Source organism: Shinella sp. R2-11, assembly GCF_055330205.1.
In genome coordinates this window covers 12,478-34,829 of the sequence record NZ_JBVAPC010000014.1, presented here as the reverse complement: position 1 = coordinate 34,829, position 22,352 = coordinate 12,478, and the positions used below count along the sequence as shown (strand labels likewise).

Below are 22,352 nucleotides of genomic sequence, written 5' to 3'. Positions count from 1 at the left end.
AACGACATGATCAACATTTCTCGCCGCAACATGCTTGCACTGATGGGGGGAACGCTCGCAGCGCCCTATATCATCACCTCGAAGGCCAGCGCGGCTCCGGCGGCGGAGCCGGGTATTTTCAAGATGTCTATCCAGCCGTGGATCGGCTACGGCATGTGGTATGTCGCGCAGGAGAAGGGGATTTTCCAGGCGAACGGGCTCGAAGGCGTCGAGTTCATTCCCTATACGGAAGACGCGGCCAATCTGGCAATTCTGGCAAGCGGGGAGATCCAGGGAACGAACAGCGCCACGCATAACGTGCTGCAGCACCTCCAGGAATCGCCCGATTACCACATCGCTCTGATCGAAGACTACAGCACCACCGCCGACGCCATCGTCAGCCCGAAGAGCATCAACTCCGTCGCCGACCTCAAGGGAAAATCCATCGCCTTCGAAGAGGGCACGACCAGTCACCTCCTTGTCGCCGACGCGCTCAAGAAGGCTGGGCTGAAGCTGAGCGACCTTAACTGGACCAACACGCCCGCATCGCAAGCCGCCGCCGCTCTGCTATCCGGCTCGACAGACGCGATGGTCACCTATGAGCCTTATATTTCGACCGCGCTGAAGGCCGACCCGAACCTCAAGCTCCTCTATACGGCAGCGGAAAATCCTGGCCTCATCAGCGACTGCTTCGTCGTAACGACCCGGACGCTGACGGAACGGCCCGGCCAGGTCCGCGCGATGGTCAAGAGCTGGGGCGATGCGGTCGACCTCTACAACAAGAGCCCCGAGGAATGCCAGGCAATCATCGCCAGGGGCGTCGGCTCCGATCCCAGCGAATTGGGGACGACATTCGAGGGCGTGCACTATTACACCCTCGCGGAGAACAAGACCCTGTTGACCGGCGACTACGCAACGAAGACCTTCCCGGCCGTGAACGCCGCGAGCCTCGAGCTTGGCCTGATCAAGAAGACTTTCGAGGCGAAGGACGTTATCGACACGACCGCTCTTTCGTCTCTCTGACCCCGTTTGATTGGCCCTGCGGTGCCTCCGCAGGGCCAATCGGGATAGCACAATGCGTCAGCAACTTGATCGTAACATTCCGCTTCCGCTCTATCAGAGGGTCAAAGACCATATCATTGACCAGCTTCGGCGCGGCCAGCTGAAACACGGCATGCGACTTCCATCCGAGGCCGAGTTGGTCGAACGCTTTGGCGTGTCGCGCATGACGGTCCACCGCGCGTTGCGGGAACTTTCGGCGGCAGGCGTTGTCGATCGTATCCAGGGGCTGGGAACGTTCGTCTCGGCCCCTCCGGCGCAGACCGAGCTCATGGAACTGAAGGATATTGCCGATGACATCAAGGCTCGGGGCAATGTTCATACGCAGGCCGTCAAGCTTCTCGAGACGATCCAGTCCAGCGCGGAGCAGTGTTCTTATTTCGAAGTCCAGCGCGGTTCCCGCCTGTTTCACTCTATCATCGTGAACTATGAGGACGGGATTCCTGTGCAGGTGGAAAACAGACTGATCCGGCCGAGCTTCGCCCCGAACTATCTCGACCATGATTTTCATGCTGTGCCCTCCACGCGCTACCTGCGCTCGATCGCCGACGCGACGAGGGTGGAACACACGGTCTACGCATCGATGGCTGACACCCTGACATGCGACCTTCTGGATTTCGATGAACCCAGAAGTGTGATGATCCTGACGCGCCGAACCTGGGTCGGAGACATGGCGGTAAGCCGCAGCGTATTCACCTATCCCGGGGACACCTACAGCCTCGTCAGCCGCCGCACCATCGAATGAAATCCATCACCGTGGGATCTCTCACGATCCCGTAACTTGTACATACAAATCTATGCAGGCGCCGGTCAGCGGCTGCAATCCTCCAATCGAACGAGCAAGGCAGACCTATGGCCAAGCCCCGAAAGAAATCCCTTCTCAGCATGCAGGCTGAGATTTCTTCATCGACCTACCTCGTCATCTCGATCTGCTCATTTGCGATCTTCTTCGCAGTCTGGGCCCTGATCGTGCAATCCGGTATCGTGCGCCCGATCTTCCTCCCCTCCCCCGTTGCGATCATTACCCGCCTATGGGCGCTTGGCGCTGACGGCACACTCTTTTCGGATATTGCCGCGAGTGTTTATCGTATTGGCGTGGGGTTCATCGCAGCGTCGGCAACGGCACTTGCAGTCGGCGTTCTGATTGGAAACTACAAGTTCTGGGACGCAGCAATCGAGCCGTTCCTCGATTTCATACGCTACATGCCCGTCGTGGCATTCGTGCCTCTGACGATCTTGTGGACCGGCACGACGGATACCCAAAAATTTCTGGTCATCTGGATTGGCACGTTTTTCCAGCAGGCCCTGATGTTCATGGACAACATAAAGCGTGTCCCGCCGGATTTCATCGGCTTTGGTCGGACAGTGGGCTTGAGCGACGCCAAGATCGTCACGAAAATCATCCTCCCTTCCGCCGCCCCGCAGATCTGGGACACGCTCCGAATTTCGCTTGGCTGGGCATGGACGTGGGTTGTGCTTGCCGAGCTCGTCGCGGCCAGCAGCGGCCTCGGCTACCGCATCACTGTCGCCCAGCGTTATTTCCAGACCGATACAGCTATTGGATACATCGTCGTACTAGGCGTTCTCGGTCTGATCAGCGATCAGGTCATGAAGTCCCTTGGCAAGCGCATGTTCCGCTACGAGGCAAAGCACTGATGGAAAAGCTTCTTATTCGCGACATGATGAAGACCTTCCCGGCCGGACGTTCCACCAAGGATCGTGTCACCGTCCTCGACAATATCTCGCTCACGATCCGCGAAAACGAGTTCGTCTCGCTGGTCGGCGCCTCCGGTTGCGGCAAGAGCACGCTGCTCTCGATCATCGCCGGCTTGCAACCCCACGACGAGGGCGAACTCAAGGTAGATGGCAACGATATCCTCGGCCCGGGTGCGGACCGCGGCGTCGTCTTCCAGAGCTATACGCTGCTGCCCTGGCTCACGGCCAGGAAGAACGTCGAGTTTGCGTTGGAAGCGACCGGATATCCGAAATCCGAGATTACGGAACTTGCTCTGACACAGTTGAAGCTGGTGGGCCTGGAAGCATTCGCCGACCGCTATCCCGCGCAACTCTCCGGCGGAATGAAACAGCGCGTCGCCATTGCCCGGGCACTCTCATACAAACCGAAACTGCTGCTGATGGACGAGCCTTTCGGAGCCTTGGACGCGCTTACCCGCGTGCAGATGCAGGAGCTGCTCACGAGCGTCTGGGAACGGGAAAAACTGACGGTGATCTTCGTTACGCATGACGTCGAGGAAGCCGTTTTCCTCTCTGACAGAATTTTCGTGATGGCGTCGAATCCCGGCCGGATCAAGACAATCTATGACGTGCCGTTGCCGCGGCCACGTACGCCCGAAACGCACCGGCTGCCGGAATTCGCGCTCCTTCAGGCCGAAGTCCTCGGCAGCATCCGCTCGGAGATGCGTGACCGATGAGAGATTTCCATTTCCCCGGACGATCAGTCGTTCGCGGCCAGGAATGCATGGTCGCAACGGCACATCCGGCAGCGTCCGCCGCCGCATTCGGCATCCTTCAAGCAGGTGGAAACGCTTTCGATGCGGCCATCTGCGCCGCTGCGCTGCTGACGGTGGTGGAGCCGCAGGCGAGCGGTGTGGGTGGCGACAGCTTTGTTCTCGGCCATGCGTCGGCCTCCGGCAAGACGTTCGGCCTCAATGGATCGGGCAAGAGCGCCCGTGCGACGTCCGCCGATGCGTTGCGCGCATCGGGAATGACGCAAATGCCGCTGCGCGGCGCGCTTTCCGTCACCTCACCGGGGGCGGTGGACACGTGGGTCCGCCTCCACGCCGACCACGGCTGGATCGACTGGGACAAGCTCTTTCAACCCGCCATCAAGGCAGCCGCCGAAGGTTATGTCGTTGCGGACCGTGTGGCGCTCGACTGGCGCTCCTTCGAGACGGCGCTGGCAACGACGCCGGAGGCCGCCGCCCGGTTCCTCACGGACGGCCGCGCCTTCCGCGCCGGGGAAATCCACCGGCAGCCCGAACTTGCCACGACGCTGCGCGAGATTGCGGCAAAGGGGCGTGACGGTTTCTATAGCGGCTGGGTGGCGGACGACATCGTGGCGACACTCAAGCAGGGCGGTTCGTCTTTGTCGCAGGACGACCTCGAAGAAACCAGATCGTTCTATGTCGACCCTTTAAGCATCGACTATAAGGGCTTTCAGGTCCTTCAGCTTCCGGCCAACAATCAGGGTGCGACGGCCCTGCTTCTGCTGAACATTCTCAAGCATCTGCCGACGACAGATCATTTCAACGCGGAGCGCTTCCACGTGCTGCTCGAAGCCGCGCGGCTGGCGTATCGCGAGCGTGACCATTTGATCGGAGATCCGGATCACAACGATATCGATCACTGGCGCTTCACCAGCGATGCTTATGCCATGGAGCTTGCAGCCATGGTCGATCGGGAGAGGACGACCAGGGAATTCGGGGAACCTGCCACGTGCAAATCCGATACCACCACCATTTCGGTAGTCGACGGTTCGGGCAACGCGGTGACGCTTATCAACTCGCTCTACCATCATTTCGGCAGTTGCGTGCTCGCCGCGAAGTCGGGCGTGATGCTGCAGAACCGCGGGAGCGGCTTCAACCTCGTTCCTGGCCATCCGAACGAATTCGGGCCGGGAAAGCGCCCGCTTCACACAATCATGCCCGGCATGACGCTGAAGGGCGGAAAGCCATCCCTGGTCTATGGCGTGATGGGCGGAGACTATCAGGCGATCGGACATGCGCAACTTGTCACCAATGTCGTCGACTTCGGCCTCGACATACAACAGGCCATCGACCTCCCGAGAACCTTTTACTTCAAGGGTTTTGCCGAGATCGAACGTTCCATGCCGGCACATATCGTAGAGGGCCTCACCAAGAGGGGACACAGTGTCCAGGTGGCGCATCTTCCCATTGGCGGAGCCCAGGCCATCTTGATCGATCCGGTTCGGGGCACGCTTGCGGGAGGTTCGGATCCCCGCAAGGACGGCCTGGCGATTGGAATGTGATCGATGAGCGTCAGGGTCGCAATCATCGGTGGCGGCGTGATCGGCATCACCACGGCCATCGAACTCAATCTTCTTGGCTACGACGTCGTGGTGCTCGACCGCAATGAGCCCGGCAGCAGAGAGGCGGCGAGCTTCGGCAACGGTGGCTGGCTTTGTCCGGCCTCCATCATGCCCGTTTCCGTACCCTCGACAATCTGGCGCTGGCCTACCTTCCTGTTCGGGAAATCGGCTCCGCTCAGCGGCAACCTGCTCTTTGCCATCGGCAACGCACGCCACTTCGCGCGGTTCGTCACCTCCGGGCTTACGCTCGGGCGGGTTCGTCACAAGGCCGAGGCCCTGTCCGCGCTTTTGTCCGACAGCGCCGACCGGCATCTTGCGCTGGCGAGGAAAGCTGGACTGCGGCACCTGATCAAAAAGAACGGCCTCCTCTATACGTATAACAGCGAGCATGCTTTTCGCCAGGAACTCCGCTGGTGGAACCTGCGCCGCGATCTCGGCGTGAAATGGACCTTCCTCGACCAAAAAACGCTGCGGGCAGAAGAGCCTGGTATCGAACGGGACTGCTTTGGCGCGGTCCTGGTCACCGATGGGGGCCACTGCATCGACCCGGCAGCCTATGTCAAAGGACTTGCCGACTATGCCCGACAAGCCGGGGTCCAATTCATCAAGGCTGACGTCGTAAGGCTGATGCACGCCGACAGGCGACTGGTGGGACTGGAAACGAGCGAGGGCATGCTGGCGTTCGGCGCTGCGGTGATCTGCGGCGGTGCGCATTCACGGCATCTGGCACGTCAGATCGGCGACGACCCGCCGCTGCTCAGCGAACGGGGCTACCATGTGACGGTGTCGACGGCCCATTCATTGAAACGGCCCGTCATGTTCAACGACGCCCTAATGGTCGCAACTCCCATGCTCGACGGCATTCGCTTCGCGGGCCAGGTCGAGATAACGAAACCGGACAGCCCGCCAAACTGGTCGCGTGCCCAGGCATTGCTGGACCTTGCCCAACGGTACTTCGGCACGCTTCCCGCCGGCATCGAGGAACCGGGTGTCTCCGTCTGGATGGGCCACCGGCCTGCCATCGCCGACGAACTGCCCGTCATCGGACGCGCGACGGCAATAGAAAATGTCCATTTCGCGTTTGGACACGGGTTCACGGGACTAGGCGCAGCGCCGGCCACCGCAGTGCTTGCGGGGCAGTCGCTGCAATCCAATCGCCTTCTTTCACCCGAAATCTCACCCTTCTCCCCTCAACGCTTCTCCATGCGCGCAAGTCGCACGGTTTAAAGAGGACCCCATGTCTGATACCCCTATTTCCATCCACAGGCTCTCGGAACTGACCGCAGTCCAGCGCAAAGGCCTCTTGCAGCGTACGGAAAACGACCTGAGCTCCTTCATGGAGAAGGTCATCCCGATCATCGAGGCAGTCCGGCGGGATGGCGACAAGGCGCTTGCGGACTTTGCAAACAAGTTCGACAAGGCACCGATCACTTCAAGCCAGCTTCGTGCAACACCCGAGGAGTTCGCCGCCGCACGCGCATCCGTTGCCCCGGAACTGACCGAAACCCTCGAATTCGCCGCCGGCAATATTCGCCACTTCCATGAAAGGCAGATGCCCGAAACCCTGGCGCTGCATGAAACGCATCCTGGCGTCCTTGTCGGTGACCGTTGGAACGCAATCGATTCCGTCGCCTGCTATGTCCCTCGTGGCAAAGGCTCCTTCCCCAGTTCCGTCCTGATGACCGCCATTCCGGCGAAGGTGGCCGGAGTGAAGAAGGTGGTCGTCATTACGCCGCCCGGCCCAGACGGAACCGTTGATCCGGCAACCCTGGTTGCCGCAGAGATTGCAGGAATTACTGACGTCTTCAAGTGCGGCGGTGCGCAAGGCATTGCGGCCGTCGCATTCGGCACGAAGACGGTTCCCAAGTGTGACAAGATCGTCGGCCCCGGCAGCCCGTGGGTGGTCGCGGCAAAGAAGCAGCTTTCGTCCGTCATCGATCCCGGCAGCCCCGCAGGCCCGAGCGAACTGATCGTCTTCTCGGATGGCACCGTACCAGCAGAGCTGGTGGCATTGGACCTCTGCGTGGAGTCCGAGCACGGCCCGGATTCTTCCGTTTTCTTCGTGACTGATAGCGAAGAGTTCGCGCATACGGTTGCTGCCCACATACCCGGCTTATGGGCACAGATGGGAGACACGCGCGCGCAATACTCCAAAACCGTCCTGACCGGCCCAAGAGGGGGGATCGTCGTTGCCGACACGCGCGAGGAGGCTTTTGCCTTCGTCAATGATTACGCACCGGAACATCTCGCGGTTCTCGCCGACAATGCCTGGCAATATCTCAGCCGCTTCGAGCATGCCGGAGAGATTCTGCTGGGGCCGCATTCCGCAATCAGCGTCGCCAACTTCGTGCTGGGGCCGAGCCACGTTCTGCCGACGGGTGCTGCTGCGAAAACCATGTCGCCGCTGGCGGTCTTCGATTTTCTGAAACGCACGTCGATCGCTTCGCTATCCGAAGAAGCCTATCATGGCTTTGCGGGCCACGCGGAACGGCTGGCAAGGTACGAGGGCTTCGACGGCCATGCCAACGCGGTTTCACCACTCCGAAATAAGGCCCTTCATCCGCTTGCCAGCGTGGCTTGAAGCGGCCAGCCTTCGCGTTCATGCCTCTTTCGGAACAGGCTCTGGACCACCAGAGGAAGATCTCGCGCATATTGAACTGCGCGGGATCGCACCACAGTCTCCGACAGAAGTTATCCGTCGCCACCTGCGAGCACCCGTTGATATGAGGTCATAAAACCTGCGCCGGAGATGGCCCCAGCAGCCTACGAGATGGATCCTCTCATTGCTCCCGGTCACGGTCCCCGCAGGTTGGTCAGGTGCTATAGGCGGAGTACCCATCGCCCTGAAGGATGCTGCTGAGCCCAGCGAAATGACGCACCATGCAGCTTAGTGCCTCGGTTGTCTTCAAAACGATAGGCGACGATCTAGGGGCTGGTTGCGCCGCAGGGTCTATCATCACGGGCTCTGATCGGATTGAGGACCCGCCCCGGTCACACGCACCGCCAGCGTCCGGCGGATGCGCGTTTCACCGGTTGCCGTATCGATGTCAACCTCGACGAAATGGGTACCGAATGTCGATTGCCGGCTCGTTTCTGAAAGCTTGCCCCACTCGGTCTTTTCTTCACCCCGTCAGCCCTCCCGGCCTGCCGCCTAGGACAGCGCAATCGAGCGGTTGCCGGAGCCCACTTCAACATTTTCGAAGCTGACCCCTGCAAGTTTAGGCCCAGTTTCTTCGCCACCGCCTCTCGCAGCTTGACGCAGGCAGCATGAACGCCCGACGTCGAGTAGCTGCCACCAAACTGGCCCCCGTTTTCACCTCTTGCAAAAATTCCCTCCCTACAGTATGACACCGATGACATGACACCGGTGTCATACTGTAGGGAGGGGTGAACGATGGCTACGATCTACGATGTCGCCAAGATTGCGGGCGTCTCTTCAAAAACCGTTTCGCGTGTGATGAACGGCGACGCGCCGGTCAACGCTCGCACCAGAGAGGCTGTCGAGGCAGCCATGCGCCAGCTCGAATATGTGCCGTCGAGCGCGGCGCGAACCATGCGCTCGGGACGCACCGGTCTTGTCGGGCTGGTAACGGGCGCGATCAGTGGCAGCCAGGTGGGCGGCGGCGGCCTGCCCGACCTCTTCATCGTGCAAGCAATCCAGAGGACGCTGGCTGCCGAGGGGCTGACGCTGCTGATCTCCGACACCGGAGGAGATATCGAGCGCGTGCCCACACTGGCGCGCGCACTCCGGGAGCATCGGGTCGAGGGGCTGTTCTATGTCGCAAAGCATCACATGCAGGTGGACCTTCCGCTTGCGGGGCACGGTGATCCACTCGTCCTGGTGAACGCTTTCGACGCGGCCGGCACGCCATGTGTAGTGCCCGAGGACAGCCACGGGCAGCATGCACTGGTGGCGAGGATCGTCGCTGCGGGCCATCGCCGCATCGGCTTCCTCACGCTGGCGGGCGCGCTGGTCGCGCAGGGCCTCAGGCTCGATGGCTACAGGCGCGCATTAGAGGAAGCCGGCATCGCCTATGACCCGGCGCTGGTGATCGATGCCGACCGCTATGGCGCGCCGGAAGAACGGGCGGCCCTCGACGAAGCACTCGACAGGCTGCTTGCGCTCGACGAGCCGCCGACAGTGCTGTGCTGCGGCAACGACCGGCTGGCGGTTGCCGTCTACGGTCTACTGCGCGCGCGCAATATCGCCGTGCCCGACGGCATGTCTGTGGCCGGCTACGACGACTACCAAGTGATCTCGGAAACGCTCTATCCGCAGCTCACCACCATGGAGCTGCCCTATGCCCGCATGGGTGAGATGGCGGCGCGGCTCATGCTCGGAGAGCTGCGCGGGGATACGCCGATTGTGGCGGGAACCCGGAAGGAGGTTCCGGGCGAACTGTGCTGGCGCGACTCGGTGATCCCGGGACCGGCACGCTGATAGATCCATCAACAGGAGGAAAAGGCATGAAGATATTCAAACAGATCGGCATAGGCTTGCTAGCGACTGCCTGCTTTGCCGGCAGCGCGGCGGCACAGGCCGAGCTGGTTTTCTGGCAGCACGGGGCCGGAAATCCCTGGGAAGGCCCTATCTTCGGGAAGATCGTGGAGGATTTCAACGCCTCTCAGACCGAATGGAAAGTCCGCCTCCAGCAGTTTCCGCAGAACGCTTATAACGACTCGGTGACGGCGGCGGCGCTCTCCAACGAGCTACCTGACATCATCGACGTCGATGGGCCGGTCATGCCGAACTGGGCCTGGGCCGGCTATCTCGCGCCGCTCGAAATCTCCGACGCCGATCTGAAGGGCTTCCTGCCGGGCACGATCGGCAAGTGGCAGGGCAAGGTCTATTCGGTCGGCCTGTGGGATGCGGCCGTGGCGCTCACCACGCGCAAGTCGACGCTCGACAAATACGGTATCCGCGTACCGACGCTCGACCAGCCGTGGACCGGCGAGGAGTTCAACGCAGCGCTCGCCAAGATCAAGGAAAGCGGCGATTTCGACTATCCGCTCGACCTTGCCATGGCCGACAAGAGCGAATGGTATCCCTATGCTTTCTCGCCCTTCCTGCAGAGTTTCGGCGGCGATATCGTCGACCGCGCCACCTACAAGTCCGCCGACAACGTGCTGAACGGCGATGCGGCGCTGAAATTCGGCGAGTGGTGGCAGAGCCTCTTCAAGGACGGTATGGTGCCCGGCACCTCCCAGGATCCGGCCGACAAGGCGTCCGGCTTCCTCCAAGGCAAGTACGCCATGATCTGGAGCGGCAACTGGATGGCCGCCGACCAGATCAAGGCCTTCGGCGACGACGTACTGTTCCTGCCCGCACCGAATTTCGGCCACGGCTCGAAGATCGGCGCGGCCTCCTGGCAGCTTGCCGTTTCCCAGAAGAGCAAGCATAAGGACGGCGCCAGCGCCTTCATCCGCTTCGCGACGCAGGACAAGTACCAGGCGATGTTCTCGGATGCATCAGGCCTCGTGCCTGCGACCGCCTCGGCCGCCCAGATGACCGAAAACTACAAGGCCGGCGGCAAGATGGCTGTGTTCTACGACCTTAGCGCGCGCCAGGCCATGGTCCGGCCCGTCACGCCCGGCTACGTGGTGCAGGCCCGCGTCTTCCAGAAGGCGCTCGCCGACATAGCCGACGGCGCGGAGGTCGCCACGACGCTCGATGCCGCCGTTGACGAGATCGACGCGGACATCGCCAACAACCAGGGCTACGGCCAGTAAAAAAGCCTCGCCTGCAAACTCAACGTGGAGCGCCTGAAGTCCCTGTGGCCGCAGGCGCATCGATGCCGCATGCCCGCTCCCGCGCAAAGGAGCGGGCCCGTGCAACCTTGTTTCGGGGGAGGAGACCCATGGCAATGACGAAAACCCGCCTGCTGTCTTCCAATGGGGCCGGATGGGCGATGGCCGCGCCGGCCTTCGGCCTCATCCTGCTTTTCATCATCGTGCCCTTCGCACTCGCCTTCGGGCTCAGCTTCACGAACCAGCGGCTCTTCTCGCCCAATCCGACACAATGGGTCGGCACGGCGAATTTCGAGAAGCTGCTCGGCGTCAGCACGTTGACGCTCGCGCCGGAGCGCGACGAGGCCGGCGCCGTCGTGCGGGGTGACGACGGCCAACCCACCTATCCGCGGCTGCGCGGCTACACCCGCAACAATCCCGACTATCCGCATCTTGCCGGCAAGCAGGAATGGTTCAGCTTCAGCTGGGGCGAGAACCGCGTCTATGTGCTGGCGAGCGACGTCGTCTTCATGAAGGCGCTGCGCAACACCTTCCTCTTCGTGCTGTTGGTCGCGCCGCTGCAAGGCGGGCTCGCGCTGCTGCTTGCAGTGATGATCAATCAGAAACTGCAGGGCATCAATTTCTTCCGCACCGTCTATTTCATGCCGGTCGTGGTCTCGATCGTCGTCGTCTCGCTTCTGTGGCGCTTCATCTATGACGGCGACAACGGGCTTCTCAACAACGTGCTCTCCTGGCTGACCTTCGGGGCCTTCAAGCCGGTGGACTGGCTGGGCAATCCCTCAACGGCGCTGCCGGCCATCATCGCCATGTCGATCTGGCAGGCAGTCGGTTTCCACATGGTCATCTGGCTCGCCGGCCTGCAATCGATCTCGCCGACGCTCTACGAGGCGGCGAATATCGAGGGGGCGACGCGCTGGCAGGCTTTCCGCTATGTCACCTGGCCGGGGCTCAGGAACACCGCCGTCCTGGTGCTGATCGTCATCACCATGCAGGCCTTCGGGCTGTTCGCACAGATCGATGTGATGACGCGGGGCGGGCCGATCGATTCGACTCAGACCATGGTCTTCCAGGCGGTCGAGCGCGGCTACCGCAAGCAGGACATCGCCGCGGGCTCCGTCATCTCGGTCGTCCTGTTCCTGATCGTGCTGACGATCTCGCTCACCCAGCGCTACCTCACCCGGGAGAGAAACTGATGGCTACCGTGCAAGGCAAGAATGCAACTTTCGACCGGGCATGGCGCTATGCCCTCCTGGTGATCGGCGCGGTGATCTTCATCGGACCGCTGCTTTTCATGGTCATGTCTTCGCTGAAGCCGGATCCACAGCTGCTCGCCGACACATCGAGCCTGCGTGCCTTCCTTCCGGTGGGCGACATATCGCTGAAGAACTATGTCGGGGCCTTCCACCGCGCGCCGGTGGCGTTGTTCATCTTCAACTCGGTGCTGGTGACCGGGATAACAGTGATCCTGTCGCTCTTCGTCTGCTCGCTCGCCGCCTTCTCCTTCGTTTTCCTCAATTGGCGGGGACGGGACGTGGTGCTGGCGGTCATCATCGCTACCTTGATCGTACCCTTCGAGACGATCGCTATCCCGATGCTGATCGTCGTCAACAACCTGCCCTGGGTCTCGGCGGACGGGCTGACGCTCGGCTGGCTCAACAGCTACCGGGTGCAGATCGTGCCCTTCGTCGCAGACGGCCTGACGATCTTCCTCTTCGTCTCCTTCTTCAAGGATCTGCCGCGCGAACTGATCGAGGCCTGCCGCGTCGAGGGTGCGACATGGTTCCAGATCTACCGCAGGGTGGTGATGCCGCTCTCCGGCCCGGTGCTGGCGACGGCGGCGATCCTGAAGTTCCTGGCCATGTACAACCAGTATCTCTGGCCGCTGATGGTGACGCAGGCCGAGGGCTTCCGCCCCGTCATGGTCGGCCTTCAATACTTCTTCCAGCTCAACCCCGTCTGGGGTGAGCTGATGGCCTACCTTTCGGTGATCACCGTACCGGTGCTCGCCTTCTACCTGGTGCTGCAACGCGCCTTCATCTCATCGATCGCCTCTACCGGCGTGAAAGGCTAAGGACTGACAAGCATGACGATTTCTCTTCCGACCAAATGGGTTTGGGATAGCTGGTACGTTCGCGACGGCGACTTGTGGCACGTCTTCTTCCTCCAGGCCGACAAGGCGTTGAAGAATCCGGACCTGCGTCATTTCAACGTGAGCCAAGGCCACGCCGTCAGCTGCGACCTGAAGAACTGGGAGCACAAGGGCACAGCCTTCGCGCCTTCCATCGAGGCAGCCTGGGACGACTATACCACCTGGACTGGCTCGGTCGTACGCGGCGACGACGGCCTCTGGCATCTGTTCTACACCGGCGGCTCCCGCTCGGAAGACGGCCTCAAGCAGCGCATCGGCCACGCCACTAGCACGGACCTGCACAACTGGACCCGTGTCAACGGCGGCCTCGCCCTCGACATCGATGAACGGTACGAGGAGCTTACACCCGGCCACTGGCCGGACCGGGCGATGCGCGACCCGTGGGTCATGCGCGATCCGAAGGGTGGCTGGATGATGTATTTCACCGCGCGCGTCCCGGGGCGCGAGGAACCGAATGCCGGCGGTGCCATCGGTTTCGCCACCTCGCCGGACCTCTACAACTGGACGCTTCAGGATCCGGTCTACACGGCCGGAGAATTCGGCCAGCTGGAAGTGCCGCAGGTCTTCGAGAAGAATGGGCGCTGGTACTGCCTGTTCTGCACCGCCCCGCAGCACTACGCCGACGCCTACCGCGCGACCTATCCGGGCACGCCGGTGAACGGAACGCACTATCTTGTCGCCGACGATCCCCGCGGGCCGTGGACGGTGGCGCCCGGCCTCTTCCTCGACGGCGATCCGGCCGTCGACCGCTACGCGGCGCGCATCGTCGATACGGACGACGGCATGGTGCTTCTCGGCTTCATCGCGAATCCGAACGGCGGCGAATTCGTGGGCGAGATCGCCGATCCGGTGACGGTGACGATCGACGCCGACGGGTGGCTGCGCCTCGGCTGAAACCAAAGGGACTGGAGGAGGGCCCCTCGCGGAGGCTCACAGTGGAGGAAATGGCATGGCTGATGTGAAACTCGTCGACCTGAAGAAGAGCTATGGCAGCGTCGACATCATCAAGGGCGTGAGCCTCGATATCAAGCATGGAGAGTTCGTGGTCTTCGTCGGGCCTTCGGGCTGCGGCAAGTCCACCCTGCTGCGGATGATATCCGGGCTGGAGGAAATCTCCGGCGGCGATCTCTATATCGACGGCACGCGCGTCAACGACGAGCAGCCGCGCGAGCGCGGCATCGCCATGGTCTTCCAGTCTTATGCCATCTTCCCGCACATGACTGTGCGGGAGAATATCGGCTTCGGCCTGACGCTCGCGGGCACGCCGAAGGCCGAGAAGGAGCGCGCGGTGGGCGAAGCCGCGCGCATCCTCCAGATGGAACACCTGCTCGACCGCAAGCCCTCGCAACTTTCCGGCGGCCAGCGCCAGCGCGTGGCGATCGGGCGCTCGATCGTGCGCAAGCCCAAGGTCTTCCTCTTCGATGAGCCGCTGTCGAACCTCGATGCGGCGCTGCGCGTCGACATGCGCATGGAGATCGGCAAGCTCCACAAGGATCTCGGCGCGACGATGGTCTATGTCACCCACGACCAGGTCGAGGCGATGACGCTCGCCGACAAGATCGTCGTGCTGCGGGCCGGCGAGGTCATGCAGGTGGGAAGCCCCCTTGAACTCTACCACCAGCCGGCCAACCAGTTCGTCGCCGGCTTCCTCGGTAGCCCGAAGATGAATTTCCTCGAAGTCGAGGTGAAGGACGTTTCCGACGGCGGCGTGGTCGTCACCTCATCGGCGCTGGAGCCCGTGGCTATTCCCCGCGCCATCGGCTCCTTCCATACCGGCGGTCGCGCGATCCTCGGTGTCCGCCCGCAGTTCCTGCATCCGGGCAAGGGCGCGGATCGCGGCCACCTTCACGGCCGCATCTCGCTGGTCGAGCGGCTGGGAACGGAAACGGTTGTCAATGTGGACCTGACCACGGGCGGCCGCGTCGTGGTCGCCCTCAATGGAGACCAGTCGTTTGAACTCGGCGCGGAACTGCTCGTCGGCTTCGAGCCCGAAAAAGCCCATCTCTTCGAAACAGCCTGACGGACCCATCGCTGCCGTGGTCAAAAAGAGTATGACGTCAAGGTCGGCCAAGGCAACAGCTGTGTCCTCCACAGCGTCATAGAGGACCGCGATCGTTTACAAAATCTCATCATCGAGAATTGAAGCGACGCGGATCGGATGAAGATGTAGGGGGCGCCAGTTTGGTCTGCCGCCTATAGTGAACTCTTGCTGCGATCGTAATCGCCTACTCAGCACGAGGCGTTCCATTAGTAGATTTGCCCGCTTTAGCATTTCGGGCAAGTTCGAAGGAGCAAGACGTACATGTTGGAGACAGCTTCATGCCGTGTGGAAGGATAATAAGTTCTCCGCAAAGCGTCAGTATCGGCAAGCCGATAATGTCAAGGACCGTCGCGACAAGCTGACGACCTGCTAACTGGGCCGGAATCGGAGGGCGCGCACGACCTCTTCGGCGACATTCGGCCGGACCGCGAGGAAGAGCATATCCGCTGTATCGACCACATGCTGGTTATCAGCTGCAACAGTCACCTGCGATGACAAGGTCGTGAGGCGCGCGGCGTTTTTTTTTCGGAGCGAGGCGATACGGTGATTCGGGTGACGGCTCCCCCGGGGAGGCGATGCCCGTCACGACTACTTCGGTGATTGTACCGGCGCCTATGAAGCCAAGCCAGGGCTTTGGTAACGCCATGAAACGTCAATCCTCTGTGGGATTGTGGAAACCGCCCGGAAGGGCGAAGCCCGCTGCGGGTGCCAGCGGTTCCGCGTTGGCGTCCGGCCGCGGCTTCGGGATCATCGCATGCGCCGCGATGACGGAGCGGATCGCAACGGGGCGATAGTTGCGGACGAGGTCCGGCCGGCGCTCCTCCTCGGAAGTCTTGTCGTTCATGGCCTCTCCTCCCGCTTGAGTTCATTGCGCCTCGAATTTCACCATCGTTCCGCCGCCGGTCGCCTGATCGGTCGGGAAGACCTCGACGCGGGCGACGTCGACATAGACCGGCAGCGCGATAACATCATTGACGATCCGGGCGATGTGCTCCGGCTGGATCGGCCGGTAGCCGTCATAGAGCACCGCCTGCGCCTGGTTGTTGGCGATGGAGGTGCGGTAAAGCTCCGTCTGCACACGGCCGGGGACAATCTCGCTCACGCGGACGGACGTGCCGAGCAGGTCGCAGCGCAGATTGTCGCAGAACAGGCTGAGGCCCGCCTTCGAAGCGCCGTAGGCACCCATGCTGGGGTAAGGCGCCTGTCCGCCGCTGGAGCCGATATAAATGAGATGGCCGCGCTTGCGCGCCACCATGCCCGGCAGAACGACACGCGTCAGATGCATCGGCGCCTTGAGGTTGACGTCGATCATCGCGTCGATCTCGGCGGGATCGATGTCCTGGAAGGCCGCGCGGGTGGAGAGGATGCCGGCATTGTTGACGAGGACGTCGACCTCGACGCCGTCGAGCGCCGCGGCGATGCGGGCCGTATCGCGTACATCAGCCTGCACCGGGATCGCACCGGTCGCGTCGGCAAGTTCGGCAAGCTGCGCCGCGTTGCGGCCCACCGCATAGACGGCAAGCCCCCGGGCGCGTAGCACCGGCACGATGGCCTTGCCGATGCCGCTGGTGGCGCCGGTGACGACGGCGACGCGATAGGCGTCAGACATAGATGTAGCCTCCGCTGATCACGACATTCTCGCCCGTGGCGTAGGTGTTGCGGCTGGACGCCATCATCACGATCCATTCGGCCATTTCGACGGGCTCGGCGGCGCGGCCGAGCGCGCTTGCCTTGGCAAGCTCCGGCAGGAAGCCGAGCTCCTTGGCGCGGTCGGTGGCAAAGCCGGCGGGCGCGACCGAGTTCACCAGAATCTGGTCTGCGGCACATTCCTGCGCAAAGGACTTGGTGAGGCTGACGACGGCGGCCTTGGTGGCGGCATAATGGGCATTCTGCGGATGCGCCTTGAACGCATCGACGGAGGTGACGTTGACGATGCGGCCGGTCACCTCGGGCGCGTTGACGAACTGGCGCATATGGCGCACCGCCGCGACCATCATGTGATAGGTACCCTTCACGTTGATGGCGTTTTCGAGGTCCCAGTCCTCGTCGGAGATTTCAAGGATCGGCTTGCGCGGATAGATCGCGGCGCTATTGACCAGCGCATGGATGCGGCCGAGCTTGGCGGCCACGGCCGCAAAGCCGCCATGGGCCGTCTCGGCGCGGGAGATATCGGCAACGGCCGTCACCACTTCGGCGCCGAGCGCTTCGAGCTCCGCGGCGGAAGAGGCCAGCAGCGCCTCATTGCGATCGATAAGGCCGATCTTCGTCGCGCCGTGGGCGACCATCAGCCGGGCGGTCACCAGCCCCAGCCCGGAAGCGCCGCCGACGATGACAACAGACTGGTTCTTCATGTTCCGACCTCACGATTTCGGGTTGCGCCGCCATATTGGCATGTTATCACTTATATGCCAACTTATATGAAGCACAAGCCCCTTTTTGGACTTCGAGATGATCCCTCGCCTTGTCGCAGAACACCACACCGCGTCACCAGCCGAGGCGTTCCTGTCGTATCTCGCGAGCGCGGGCCTTGAAGGAGAGATCGGCCGATCCACGGCAGAGCGCAATGTCTTTGCCACGGACAATTCGATCTATCAGGTCGAACCAGCGGCCATTCTGTTTCCCAGAAACACTGACGACCTCAAGCGCATAGCCAAAGCCTTGGCCCGACCGGAATTCGCCGAGATCAGCGTTGCCCCACGCGGCGGCGGAACGGGTACAAACGGCCAGTCGCTGACATCGGGCGTCGTCGTCGATTGCTCGCGCCATATGAACCGCATTCTCGCGATCGATCCCGTGCGCCGCGTCGCGCGGGTGGAGGCAGGCGTCGTCAAGGACCAGCTGAACAAGGCGCTGGCGCCGCACGGCCTGTTCTTCGCACCCGAGCTTTCGACCTCAAACCGGGCAACGATCGGCGGCATGATCTCGACCGACGCTTGCGGCCAGGGCTCCTGCCTTTATGGCAAGACGAGCAATCATGTGCTGGCCCTGCGCGTCGTGCTGACTGACGGCACCGACTTCCTCTCTCGCCCCGTGCGCGAGGAGGAATTGCGTGCGCTCCAGGCGCGGCGCGACCGGATCGGCGATATCCACCGCACCCTCACCCGCATCGCCAGCAACGATCGCGCCGAGATCGAACGCATCTTCCCGAAGCTCAACCGCTTCATGACGGGCTACGACCTCGCCCATGTGCAACGCGGCGATGGCGTTTTCGACCTCAACGCGGTGCTCTGCGGGTCGGAAGGCACGCTGGCGATGATTGCCGAGGCGGAGCTGAACCTGCTGCCGATCCCGGCTTGCGCGGCGCTCGTCAATATCCGCTACGACAATTTCAATGCCGCGCTCGAGGATGCGCGCAATCTCGTGGCGCTCGATGTCGCCTCGGTCGAGACGATCGATGAAACGGTGCTGCGGCTTGCCAAGGGCGATATCGTATGGCCCCGTATCACCGCCTTCTTTCCCGACGATGCCATCGGCCCGTCAAACGGCATCAACATCGCCGAAATCCTAGCGGATACGCCCCAGGAGCTGGCGGAGAAGCTTTCGGCGGTCACGACGGCGCTGAAAAACAATCCATTTCCCGGCCGCAAGGGTTTTACGACGACCCATGGCAAGGCCGAGGTCGAGGCCGTCTGGACGATGCGCAAGCGCGCGGTCGGCCTGCTCGGCAATGTCGAGGGTCCGGTCCGGCCAGTGCCTTTCGTCGAGGATACTGCCGTTCCGCCAGAAAACCTCGCCGCCTATATCCGGGAGTTCCGGGCGTTGCTCGACAGCGAAGGCCTCGCATACGGCATGTTCGGCCATGTCGATGCCGGCGTGCTGCATGTGCGCCCGGCACTCGACCTCACCCGCCCCGAACATGCGGCGCTGGTGCGCCGGATCAGCGATGCCGTCGTGGCATTGACGCGAAAACATGGCGGCGTCCTCTGGGGCGAGCATGGCAAGGGCGTTCGCTCGGAATATGTGCCGGCGTTTTTCGGGCCGCTCTATCCGCGCCTGCAGGAGATCAAGGCCACTTTCGATCCGCTCGGCCAGCTCAATCCCGGCAAGATCGTCGCGCCGGCCGGCCGCACCTTGCCGAAGATCGACGCCATCCCGCTGCGCGGCACGCTCGACCGCGACATCGGCAACGACATTCGCGCCGCCTTCGACAATGCCGCCTATTGCAACGGCAACGGCGCCTGCTTCGATTTCGATGCGGACGGGCTGATGTGTCCCTCCTACAAGGCGACGCGCGACCGGCGCTTCTCGCCGAAAGGCCGCGCCTCGCTGATGCGCGAATGGCTGCGGCGGCTTGCCGAGAAGGGCATCGACCCGCGCCGCGAAGCCGCGCGGCCGCAACCGCTTGGCTTCGTGAACCGTCTATGGAACAGCCTCAATCCCGCCAATCGTGACGACTTTTCCCATGAGGTGCGCGCGGCGATGGATACCTGCCTCGCCTGCAAGGCCTGCGCCGGGCAATGTCCCGTCAAGGTGAGCGTACCCGCCTTCCGCGCCAAGTTCCTCGCGCTCTATTACAAACGCTATCTGCGGCCGTTGAAAGATCCCTTGGTCGCCGCCATCGAAACCACCCTGCCGCTGATGGCGCGGGTGCGGCCGCTCTATAATCTCGTTGCCGGCTCCTCGGCAGGAAAGGCAGCGATGCGGTGCGCCGGCCTCACGGCGCTGCCCACGCTCCCGTCGATATCGGTGCGCCGAACACTTGCCCGGCAGAACGTATCCGTCGCCACCCCGGCGCGACTGGGCCGCCTCGATGAGGCGGCGCGGGCCGGAGCCGTCGTTTTCGTGCCGGATGCCTTTACCGAGCATTTCGATCCGCACGTGCTCCTCGATGCGGTGGAGGTAGCTCGGCTGCTCGGGCTGACACCCTTCATCGCGCCGCCGCTGGTCAACGGCAAGGCGCTGCATGTGCACGGCTATCTCGGCGCCTTCGAGAAAACCGCCCGCCGCACCGCGGCAATCATCGACAGGCTGGCGGAAGCGGGCGTGCCGCTGGTCGGCATCGATCCGTCCATGACCCTTGCCTTCCGCAGTGAATATTCCGGCACCGGGATGAAAGCGCGTGTCCTCCTGCCGCAGGAATGGCTGGCCACCGTCCTCGACCGCCTCCCCTCGCCGGCCGGCGGAGAGCGCAAGCGCGTCCAGCTCATGGCCCATTGTACCGAGCGCACCAATGCGCCGGTGGCAACCGCCCAGTGGAAGGCTGTGTTCGCGAAACTGGGCATGGAGCTCGTCGTCGGCGAGGCCGGGTGCTGCGGCATGGCAGGCACCTTTGGTCATGAAGTGCGCAACCGTGCACTTTCCGAGACACTCTACGCGATGAGCTGGCAGCCCGCCCTGGCCACGCCGGACCGCGCCGAGCTGGTGATGGCGACGGGTTACTCCTGCCGGTCGCAGGTCAAGCTCATGGATGGCGTAAGACTTCCCCATCCTTTTCAGGCCATCCGAGCCGCCCTCCAGGAGCGCCTCACACTTCCCTTGGGTGGAGATGCGACGTATGATATGTGACAAATTAGAAGAATTAACGCAAAGGCTGTATCGGAATGTCGGTTATCACGCAGCGCGGAAATCTCGGTGAGATCGTCGTCGCCAAACTTAGCGAGCGCATCGATTCCGGGCTTTACGTTCCGGGCGAGAAGATTCCGTCGAGTGCACAGCTCTGCGAGGAGTTCGGCGTTTCCCGCACCGTCATCCGCGAGGCGCTGACCTCGCTCAAGGTCGCTGGCCGCGTGATCACCCGGCAGGGAGCCGGCGTCTATGTGACGGAGAAGGACGCAAGGACACTGAACTTCGAGATCAGCCGCATCGACGACATTCGCTCGGCGATGCAGATCCTCGAACTGCGGCTGGGCGTGGAGTTGCAATCCGTGGCGCTTGCCGCCCAGCGGCGAACGCCGGAAGCGCTTGCCGAAATCGCCCGGGCCTTCGACCACATCGAAAACCTGGACACCAGCGATGCCGAGATCGAAGCGCGCGCCGATTTCGAGTTCCACCTCGCCATCGCCAAGGCGACACGCAACCCGCATTTCCCGCGCTTTCTGGAAGCCGTCATGGGCGAAATCAACTTCGATCTCGTGTTGAAGCACAGCCAGTCCGGCCGCTCCTACAACGCCTACTTGAAGAAGATCAACAAGGAGCACGCCGCCATTCTCGCCGCGATCACGCAAGGCGACGCCAAGGCCGCAAAACAGGCGCTTTCTGCCCACCTCGAAGAGAGCCTCAACCGGTACCAGGCGATGCTGGCGGAGCCGAAAGACTTGAAAGCTACGAAGTGATCGTGCGCTGTCGCGTCGCGAGCACGGCGATGCGCTATTCGGCGACGATCAACCCCGGGACCGCGGCGGCGAAGGAATCGAAGGCCGGGTTTTCCCGTGCCTTCGGGTCAACCACGAGATAATCGATATCCTCGATCGGGCAGAACACCGTCCGCGCAGCGACGCCCAGCTTCGAATGATCGGCAAGGATGATTTTCGTCGCCGCATTGCTAACCATCGCACGCGCGACCTCGGTACTGTGCGGGTAGTGATCCATGGCACCGCCCCGCAATTCGATACCCCAAGGCGAAATGATGGAGACATCGGCACGGAAGCGCTGGATTTCGAGGATAGTCGCCGGGCCGAAGGTCTCCACCGGATCATGCTTCACGTCCCCACCCAAAAGCACCACGCGGAATCCGCGCGACGGTTCGCCAGGCTTTTCCGCGATCGTCATGGCGATTTCGAGCGAGTTAGTGATGATCGTCAGGTCCCTGAGCCCTGATCGCCCGGCTATCTCCTCGGCCATGATAGACAATGTCGAGCCGCCGTCCATGAAGATGGTCTGCCCATCGCGCAAGAGCGACAGCGCCCGGACGCAGATTGCCCGCTTTTCCTTGAGGCGCTGCGTGATACGGACGTCGAAGGCCGGATCTTCGGGCGTAACCGGAACGGCGCCGCCGCGCAGTCGCTTCAACTCGCCTGCCGCTTCCATTTCCACGAAATCGCGGCGGATCGTCTCTCGCGAAACGCCAAACTCATCGGCGACACGATCAGCGGAGACCTGGCCATAGGCGGCCAGGAGCGTCCGAATTTTCTGCTGCCGTTCTTCCTGCCACATGCCTGGAGACTCCACCCTTTCGTCTTCAATACAGAACCCCACAAATTGCCTCAAGTCCAAAAAAATCCATAAAAACACATTTCCCCACACATCCACATATTGCCACATCGATTAAATCGAGTTACGAGTCCGATGCAGTGGCCGAACCCGAAAAAAACGGAACCGGCCCGCAAGACGGACCTCTCCGAAAAACTTCAACCTCGCAAAGAGGCGTT

The 22,352-nt window shown here is 62.2% G+C and carries 20 protein-coding genes and 2 pseudogenes; 15 read left to right on the top strand and 7 right to left on the bottom strand.

Annotation, left to right across the window (positions count from 1 at the left end; all coding sequences use genetic code 11):
• Window positions 1-6: 6 nt before the first annotated feature.
• The 7 genes from ACZ1A1_RS23900 to hisD all read left to right on the top strand — a co-directional run bounded on the left by ACZ1A1_RS23900 (window position 7) and on the right by hisD (window position 7,688).
• Window positions 7-1,002, top strand: a complete 996-nt coding sequence (locus ACZ1A1_RS23900) for an ABC transporter substrate-binding protein (protein ID WP_415215008.1) — start codon at window positions 7-9, stop codon at window positions 1,000-1,002.
• 52 nt (window positions 1,003-1,054) lie between these two features.
• Window positions 1,055-1,783, top strand: a complete 729-nt coding sequence (locus ACZ1A1_RS23895; protein ID WP_463621887.1) for a UTRA domain-containing protein — start codon at window positions 1,055-1,057, stop codon at window positions 1,781-1,783.
• Between the two features lie 107 nt (window positions 1,784-1,890).
• Window positions 1,891-2,694 carry an ABC transporter permease gene (locus tag ACZ1A1_RS23890; RefSeq protein WP_463621886.1) on the top strand — a complete coding sequence of 268 codons (804 nt, stop codon included), beginning with the start codon at window positions 1,891-1,893 and terminating at the stop codon, window positions 2,692-2,694.
• Window positions 2,694-3,470 carry an ABC transporter ATP-binding protein gene (locus ACZ1A1_RS23885; protein ID WP_463621885.1) on the top strand — a complete coding sequence of 259 codons (777 nt, stop codon included), beginning with the start codon at window positions 2,694-2,696 and terminating at the stop codon, window positions 3,468-3,470. Before ACZ1A1_RS23890 ends, ACZ1A1_RS23885 begins: the two co-directional genes overlap by 1 nt.
• Complete coding sequence (gene ggt, locus ACZ1A1_RS23880; RefSeq protein ID WP_463621884.1) at window positions 3,467-5,047, top strand: gamma-glutamyltransferase; 1,581 nt, start codon at window positions 3,467-3,469, stop codon at window positions 5,045-5,047. Before ACZ1A1_RS23885 ends, ggt begins: the two co-directional genes overlap by 4 nt.
• A gap of 3 nt (window positions 5,048-5,050) precedes the next feature.
• Window positions 5,051-6,334, top strand: a complete 1,284-nt coding sequence (locus tag ACZ1A1_RS23875) for an NAD(P)/FAD-dependent oxidoreductase (protein WP_463621883.1) — start codon at window positions 5,051-5,053, stop codon at window positions 6,332-6,334.
• A gap of 10 nt (window positions 6,335-6,344) precedes the next feature.
• On the top strand, window positions 6,345-7,688 hold the full coding sequence (gene hisD, locus ACZ1A1_RS23870) for a histidinol dehydrogenase (protein ID WP_463621882.1): 1,344 nt from the start codon (window positions 6,345-6,347) through the stop codon (window positions 7,686-7,688).
• 112 nt (window positions 7,689-7,800) lie between these two features.
• On the opposite strand, the pseudogene ACZ1A1_RS23865 reads toward hisD, so the two are convergent.
• Window positions 7,801-8,071, bottom strand: a pseudogene (locus ACZ1A1_RS23865) (IS66 family transposase); the annotation flags it as partial.
• A pseudogene (locus ACZ1A1_RS23860) lies at window positions 8,066-8,419 on the bottom strand (molybdopterin cofactor-binding domain-containing protein); the annotation flags it as partial. The pseudogenes ACZ1A1_RS23860 and ACZ1A1_RS23865, both read right to left, overlap by 6 nt.
• A gap of 82 nt (window positions 8,420-8,501) precedes the next feature.
• Between ACZ1A1_RS23860 and ACZ1A1_RS23855 the strand changes: the two are divergent.
• From ACZ1A1_RS23855 to ACZ1A1_RS23830, 6 genes are all read left to right on the top strand, one after another.
• Window positions 8,502-9,548 (top strand): LacI family DNA-binding transcriptional regulator, encoded by a 1,047-nt coding sequence (locus ACZ1A1_RS23855; protein ID WP_463621881.1) that lies wholly within the window; start codon window positions 8,502-8,504, stop codon window positions 9,546-9,548.
• Between the two features lie 26 nt (window positions 9,549-9,574).
• Complete coding sequence (locus ACZ1A1_RS23850; RefSeq protein WP_463621880.1) at window positions 9,575-10,837, top strand: sugar ABC transporter substrate-binding protein; 1,263 nt, start codon at window positions 9,575-9,577, stop codon at window positions 10,835-10,837.
• A gap of 134 nt (window positions 10,838-10,971) precedes the next feature.
• Window positions 10,972-12,048: a carbohydrate ABC transporter permease gene (locus ACZ1A1_RS23845; RefSeq protein WP_463621879.1), complete on the top strand. Its 1,077-nt coding sequence runs from the start codon at window positions 10,972-10,974 to the stop codon at window positions 12,046-12,048.
• On the top strand, window positions 12,048-12,926 hold the full coding sequence (locus tag ACZ1A1_RS23840) for a carbohydrate ABC transporter permease (protein WP_463621878.1): 879 nt from the start codon (window positions 12,048-12,050) through the stop codon (window positions 12,924-12,926). Before ACZ1A1_RS23845 ends, ACZ1A1_RS23840 begins: the two co-directional genes overlap by 1 nt.
• A gap of 12 nt (window positions 12,927-12,938) precedes the next feature.
• Entirely contained in the window at window positions 12,939-13,898 is a 960-nt protein-coding gene (locus tag ACZ1A1_RS23835) for a hypothetical protein (RefSeq protein WP_463621877.1), read from the top strand.
• Window positions 13,899-13,953: 55 nt separating this feature from the next.
• Complete coding sequence (locus ACZ1A1_RS23830) at window positions 13,954-15,024, top strand: ABC transporter ATP-binding protein (protein ID WP_415214996.1); 1,071 nt, start codon at window positions 13,954-13,956, stop codon at window positions 15,022-15,024.
• A gap of 390 nt (window positions 15,025-15,414) precedes the next feature.
• Here the strand turns inward: ACZ1A1_RS23830 and ACZ1A1_RS23825 are convergent, their stop codons facing one another.
• The 4 genes from ACZ1A1_RS23825 to ACZ1A1_RS23810 all read right to left on the bottom strand — a co-directional run bounded on the left by ACZ1A1_RS23825 (window position 15,415) and on the right by ACZ1A1_RS23810 (window position 17,396).
• A complete protein-coding gene (locus tag ACZ1A1_RS23825) occupies window positions 15,415-15,585 on the bottom strand; it encodes an NAD(P)-binding domain-containing protein (protein WP_463621900.1) in 171 nt (56 codons plus the stop codon).
• Between the two features lie 112 nt (window positions 15,586-15,697).
• The gene (locus ACZ1A1_RS23820) at window positions 15,698-15,889 is read right to left on the bottom strand and encodes a hypothetical protein (RefSeq protein WP_463621875.1); all 192 of its coding nucleotides are present in this window, start codon (window positions 15,887-15,889) and stop codon (window positions 15,698-15,700) included.
• A 21-nt stretch (window positions 15,890-15,910) separates the two neighbouring features.
• Window positions 15,911-16,654: an SDR family oxidoreductase gene (locus ACZ1A1_RS23815; protein WP_463621874.1), complete on the bottom strand. Its 744-nt coding sequence runs from the start codon at window positions 16,652-16,654 to the stop codon at window positions 15,911-15,913.
• Window positions 16,647-17,396, bottom strand: coding sequence for an SDR family NAD(P)-dependent oxidoreductase (locus tag ACZ1A1_RS23810; RefSeq protein ID WP_463621873.1), 750 nt, complete (start codon window positions 17,394-17,396; stop codon window positions 16,647-16,649). The genes ACZ1A1_RS23815 and ACZ1A1_RS23810 overlap by 8 nt, the downstream gene beginning before the upstream one ends.
• A gap of 97 nt (window positions 17,397-17,493) precedes the next feature.
• Between ACZ1A1_RS23810 and ydiJ the strand changes: the two genes are divergently transcribed.
• Both ydiJ and ACZ1A1_RS23800 read left to right on the top strand, forming a co-directional pair.
• Window positions 17,494-20,550, top strand: coding sequence for a D-2-hydroxyglutarate dehydrogenase YdiJ (ydiJ, locus tag ACZ1A1_RS23805; RefSeq protein ID WP_463621872.1), 3,057 nt, complete (start codon window positions 17,494-17,496; stop codon window positions 20,548-20,550).
• Between the two features lie 35 nt (window positions 20,551-20,585).
• On the top strand, window positions 20,586-21,317 hold the full coding sequence (locus tag ACZ1A1_RS23800) for a FadR/GntR family transcriptional regulator (protein WP_463621871.1): 732 nt from the start codon (window positions 20,586-20,588) through the stop codon (window positions 21,315-21,317).
• A 34-nt stretch (window positions 21,318-21,351) separates the two neighbouring features.
• On the opposite strand, the gene ACZ1A1_RS23795 is transcribed toward ACZ1A1_RS23800, so the two are convergent.
• A complete protein-coding gene (locus ACZ1A1_RS23795; protein ID WP_415214990.1) occupies window positions 21,352-22,137 on the bottom strand; it encodes a DeoR/GlpR family DNA-binding transcription regulator in 786 nt (261 codons plus the stop codon).
• Window positions 22,138-22,352 lie beyond the last annotated feature (215 nt).

Coding starts and splice junctions, on each gene's coding strand:
- ACZ1A1_RS23840 (WP_463621878.1), top strand. CDS start 12,048: ATGGCTACCGTGCAAGGCAAGAATGCAACTTTCGACCGGGCATGGCGC.
- ggt (WP_463621884.1), top strand. CDS start 3,467: ATGAGAGATTTCCATTTCCCCGGACGATCAGTCGTTCGCGGCCAGGAA.
- ACZ1A1_RS23850 (WP_463621880.1), top strand. CDS start 9,575: ATGAAGATATTCAAACAGATCGGCATAGGCTTGCTAGCGACTGCCTGC.
- ACZ1A1_RS23875 (WP_463621883.1), top strand. CDS start 5,051: ATGAGCGTCAGGGTCGCAATCATCGGTGGCGGCGTGATCGGCATCACC.
- ACZ1A1_RS23835 (WP_463621877.1), top strand. CDS start 12,939: ATGACGATTTCTCTTCCGACCAAATGGGTTTGGGATAGCTGGTACGTT.
- ACZ1A1_RS23800 (WP_463621871.1), top strand. CDS start 20,586: ATGTCGGTTATCACGCAGCGCGGAAATCTCGGTGAGATCGTCGTCGCC.
- ACZ1A1_RS23895 (WP_463621887.1), top strand. CDS start 1,055: ATGCGTCAGCAACTTGATCGTAACATTCCGCTTCCGCTCTATCAGAGG.
- ACZ1A1_RS23855 (WP_463621881.1), top strand. CDS start 8,502: ATGGCTACGATCTACGATGTCGCCAAGATTGCGGGCGTCTCTTCAAAA.
- ACZ1A1_RS23820 (WP_463621875.1), bottom strand. CDS start 15,889: ATGAACGACAAGACTTCCGAGGAGGAGCGCCGGCCGGACCTCGTCCGC.
- ACZ1A1_RS23815 (WP_463621874.1), bottom strand. CDS start 16,654: ATGTCTGACGCCTATCGCGTCGCCGTCGTCACCGGCGCCACCAGCGGC.
- ACZ1A1_RS23810 (WP_463621873.1), bottom strand. CDS start 17,396: ATGAAGAACCAGTCTGTTGTCATCGTCGGCGGCGCTTCCGGGCTGGGG.
- ACZ1A1_RS23885 (WP_463621885.1), top strand. CDS start 2,694: ATGGAAAAGCTTCTTATTCGCGACATGATGAAGACCTTCCCGGCCGGA.
- ACZ1A1_RS23900 (WP_415215008.1), top strand. CDS start 7: ATGATCAACATTTCTCGCCGCAACATGCTTGCACTGATGGGGGGAACG.
- ACZ1A1_RS23795 (WP_415214990.1), bottom strand. CDS start 22,137: ATGTGGCAGGAAGAACGGCAGCAGAAAATTCGGACGCTCCTGGCCGCC.
- ACZ1A1_RS23845 (WP_463621879.1), top strand. CDS start 10,972: ATGACGAAAACCCGCCTGCTGTCTTCCAATGGGGCCGGATGGGCGATG.
- hisD (WP_463621882.1), top strand. CDS start 6,345: ATGTCTGATACCCCTATTTCCATCCACAGGCTCTCGGAACTGACCGCA.
- ACZ1A1_RS23890 (WP_463621886.1), top strand. CDS start 1,891: ATGGCCAAGCCCCGAAAGAAATCCCTTCTCAGCATGCAGGCTGAGATT.
- ydiJ (WP_463621872.1), top strand. CDS start 17,494: ATGATCCCTCGCCTTGTCGCAGAACACCACACCGCGTCACCAGCCGAG.
- ACZ1A1_RS23830 (WP_415214996.1), top strand. CDS start 13,954: ATGGCTGATGTGAAACTCGTCGACCTGAAGAAGAGCTATGGCAGCGTC.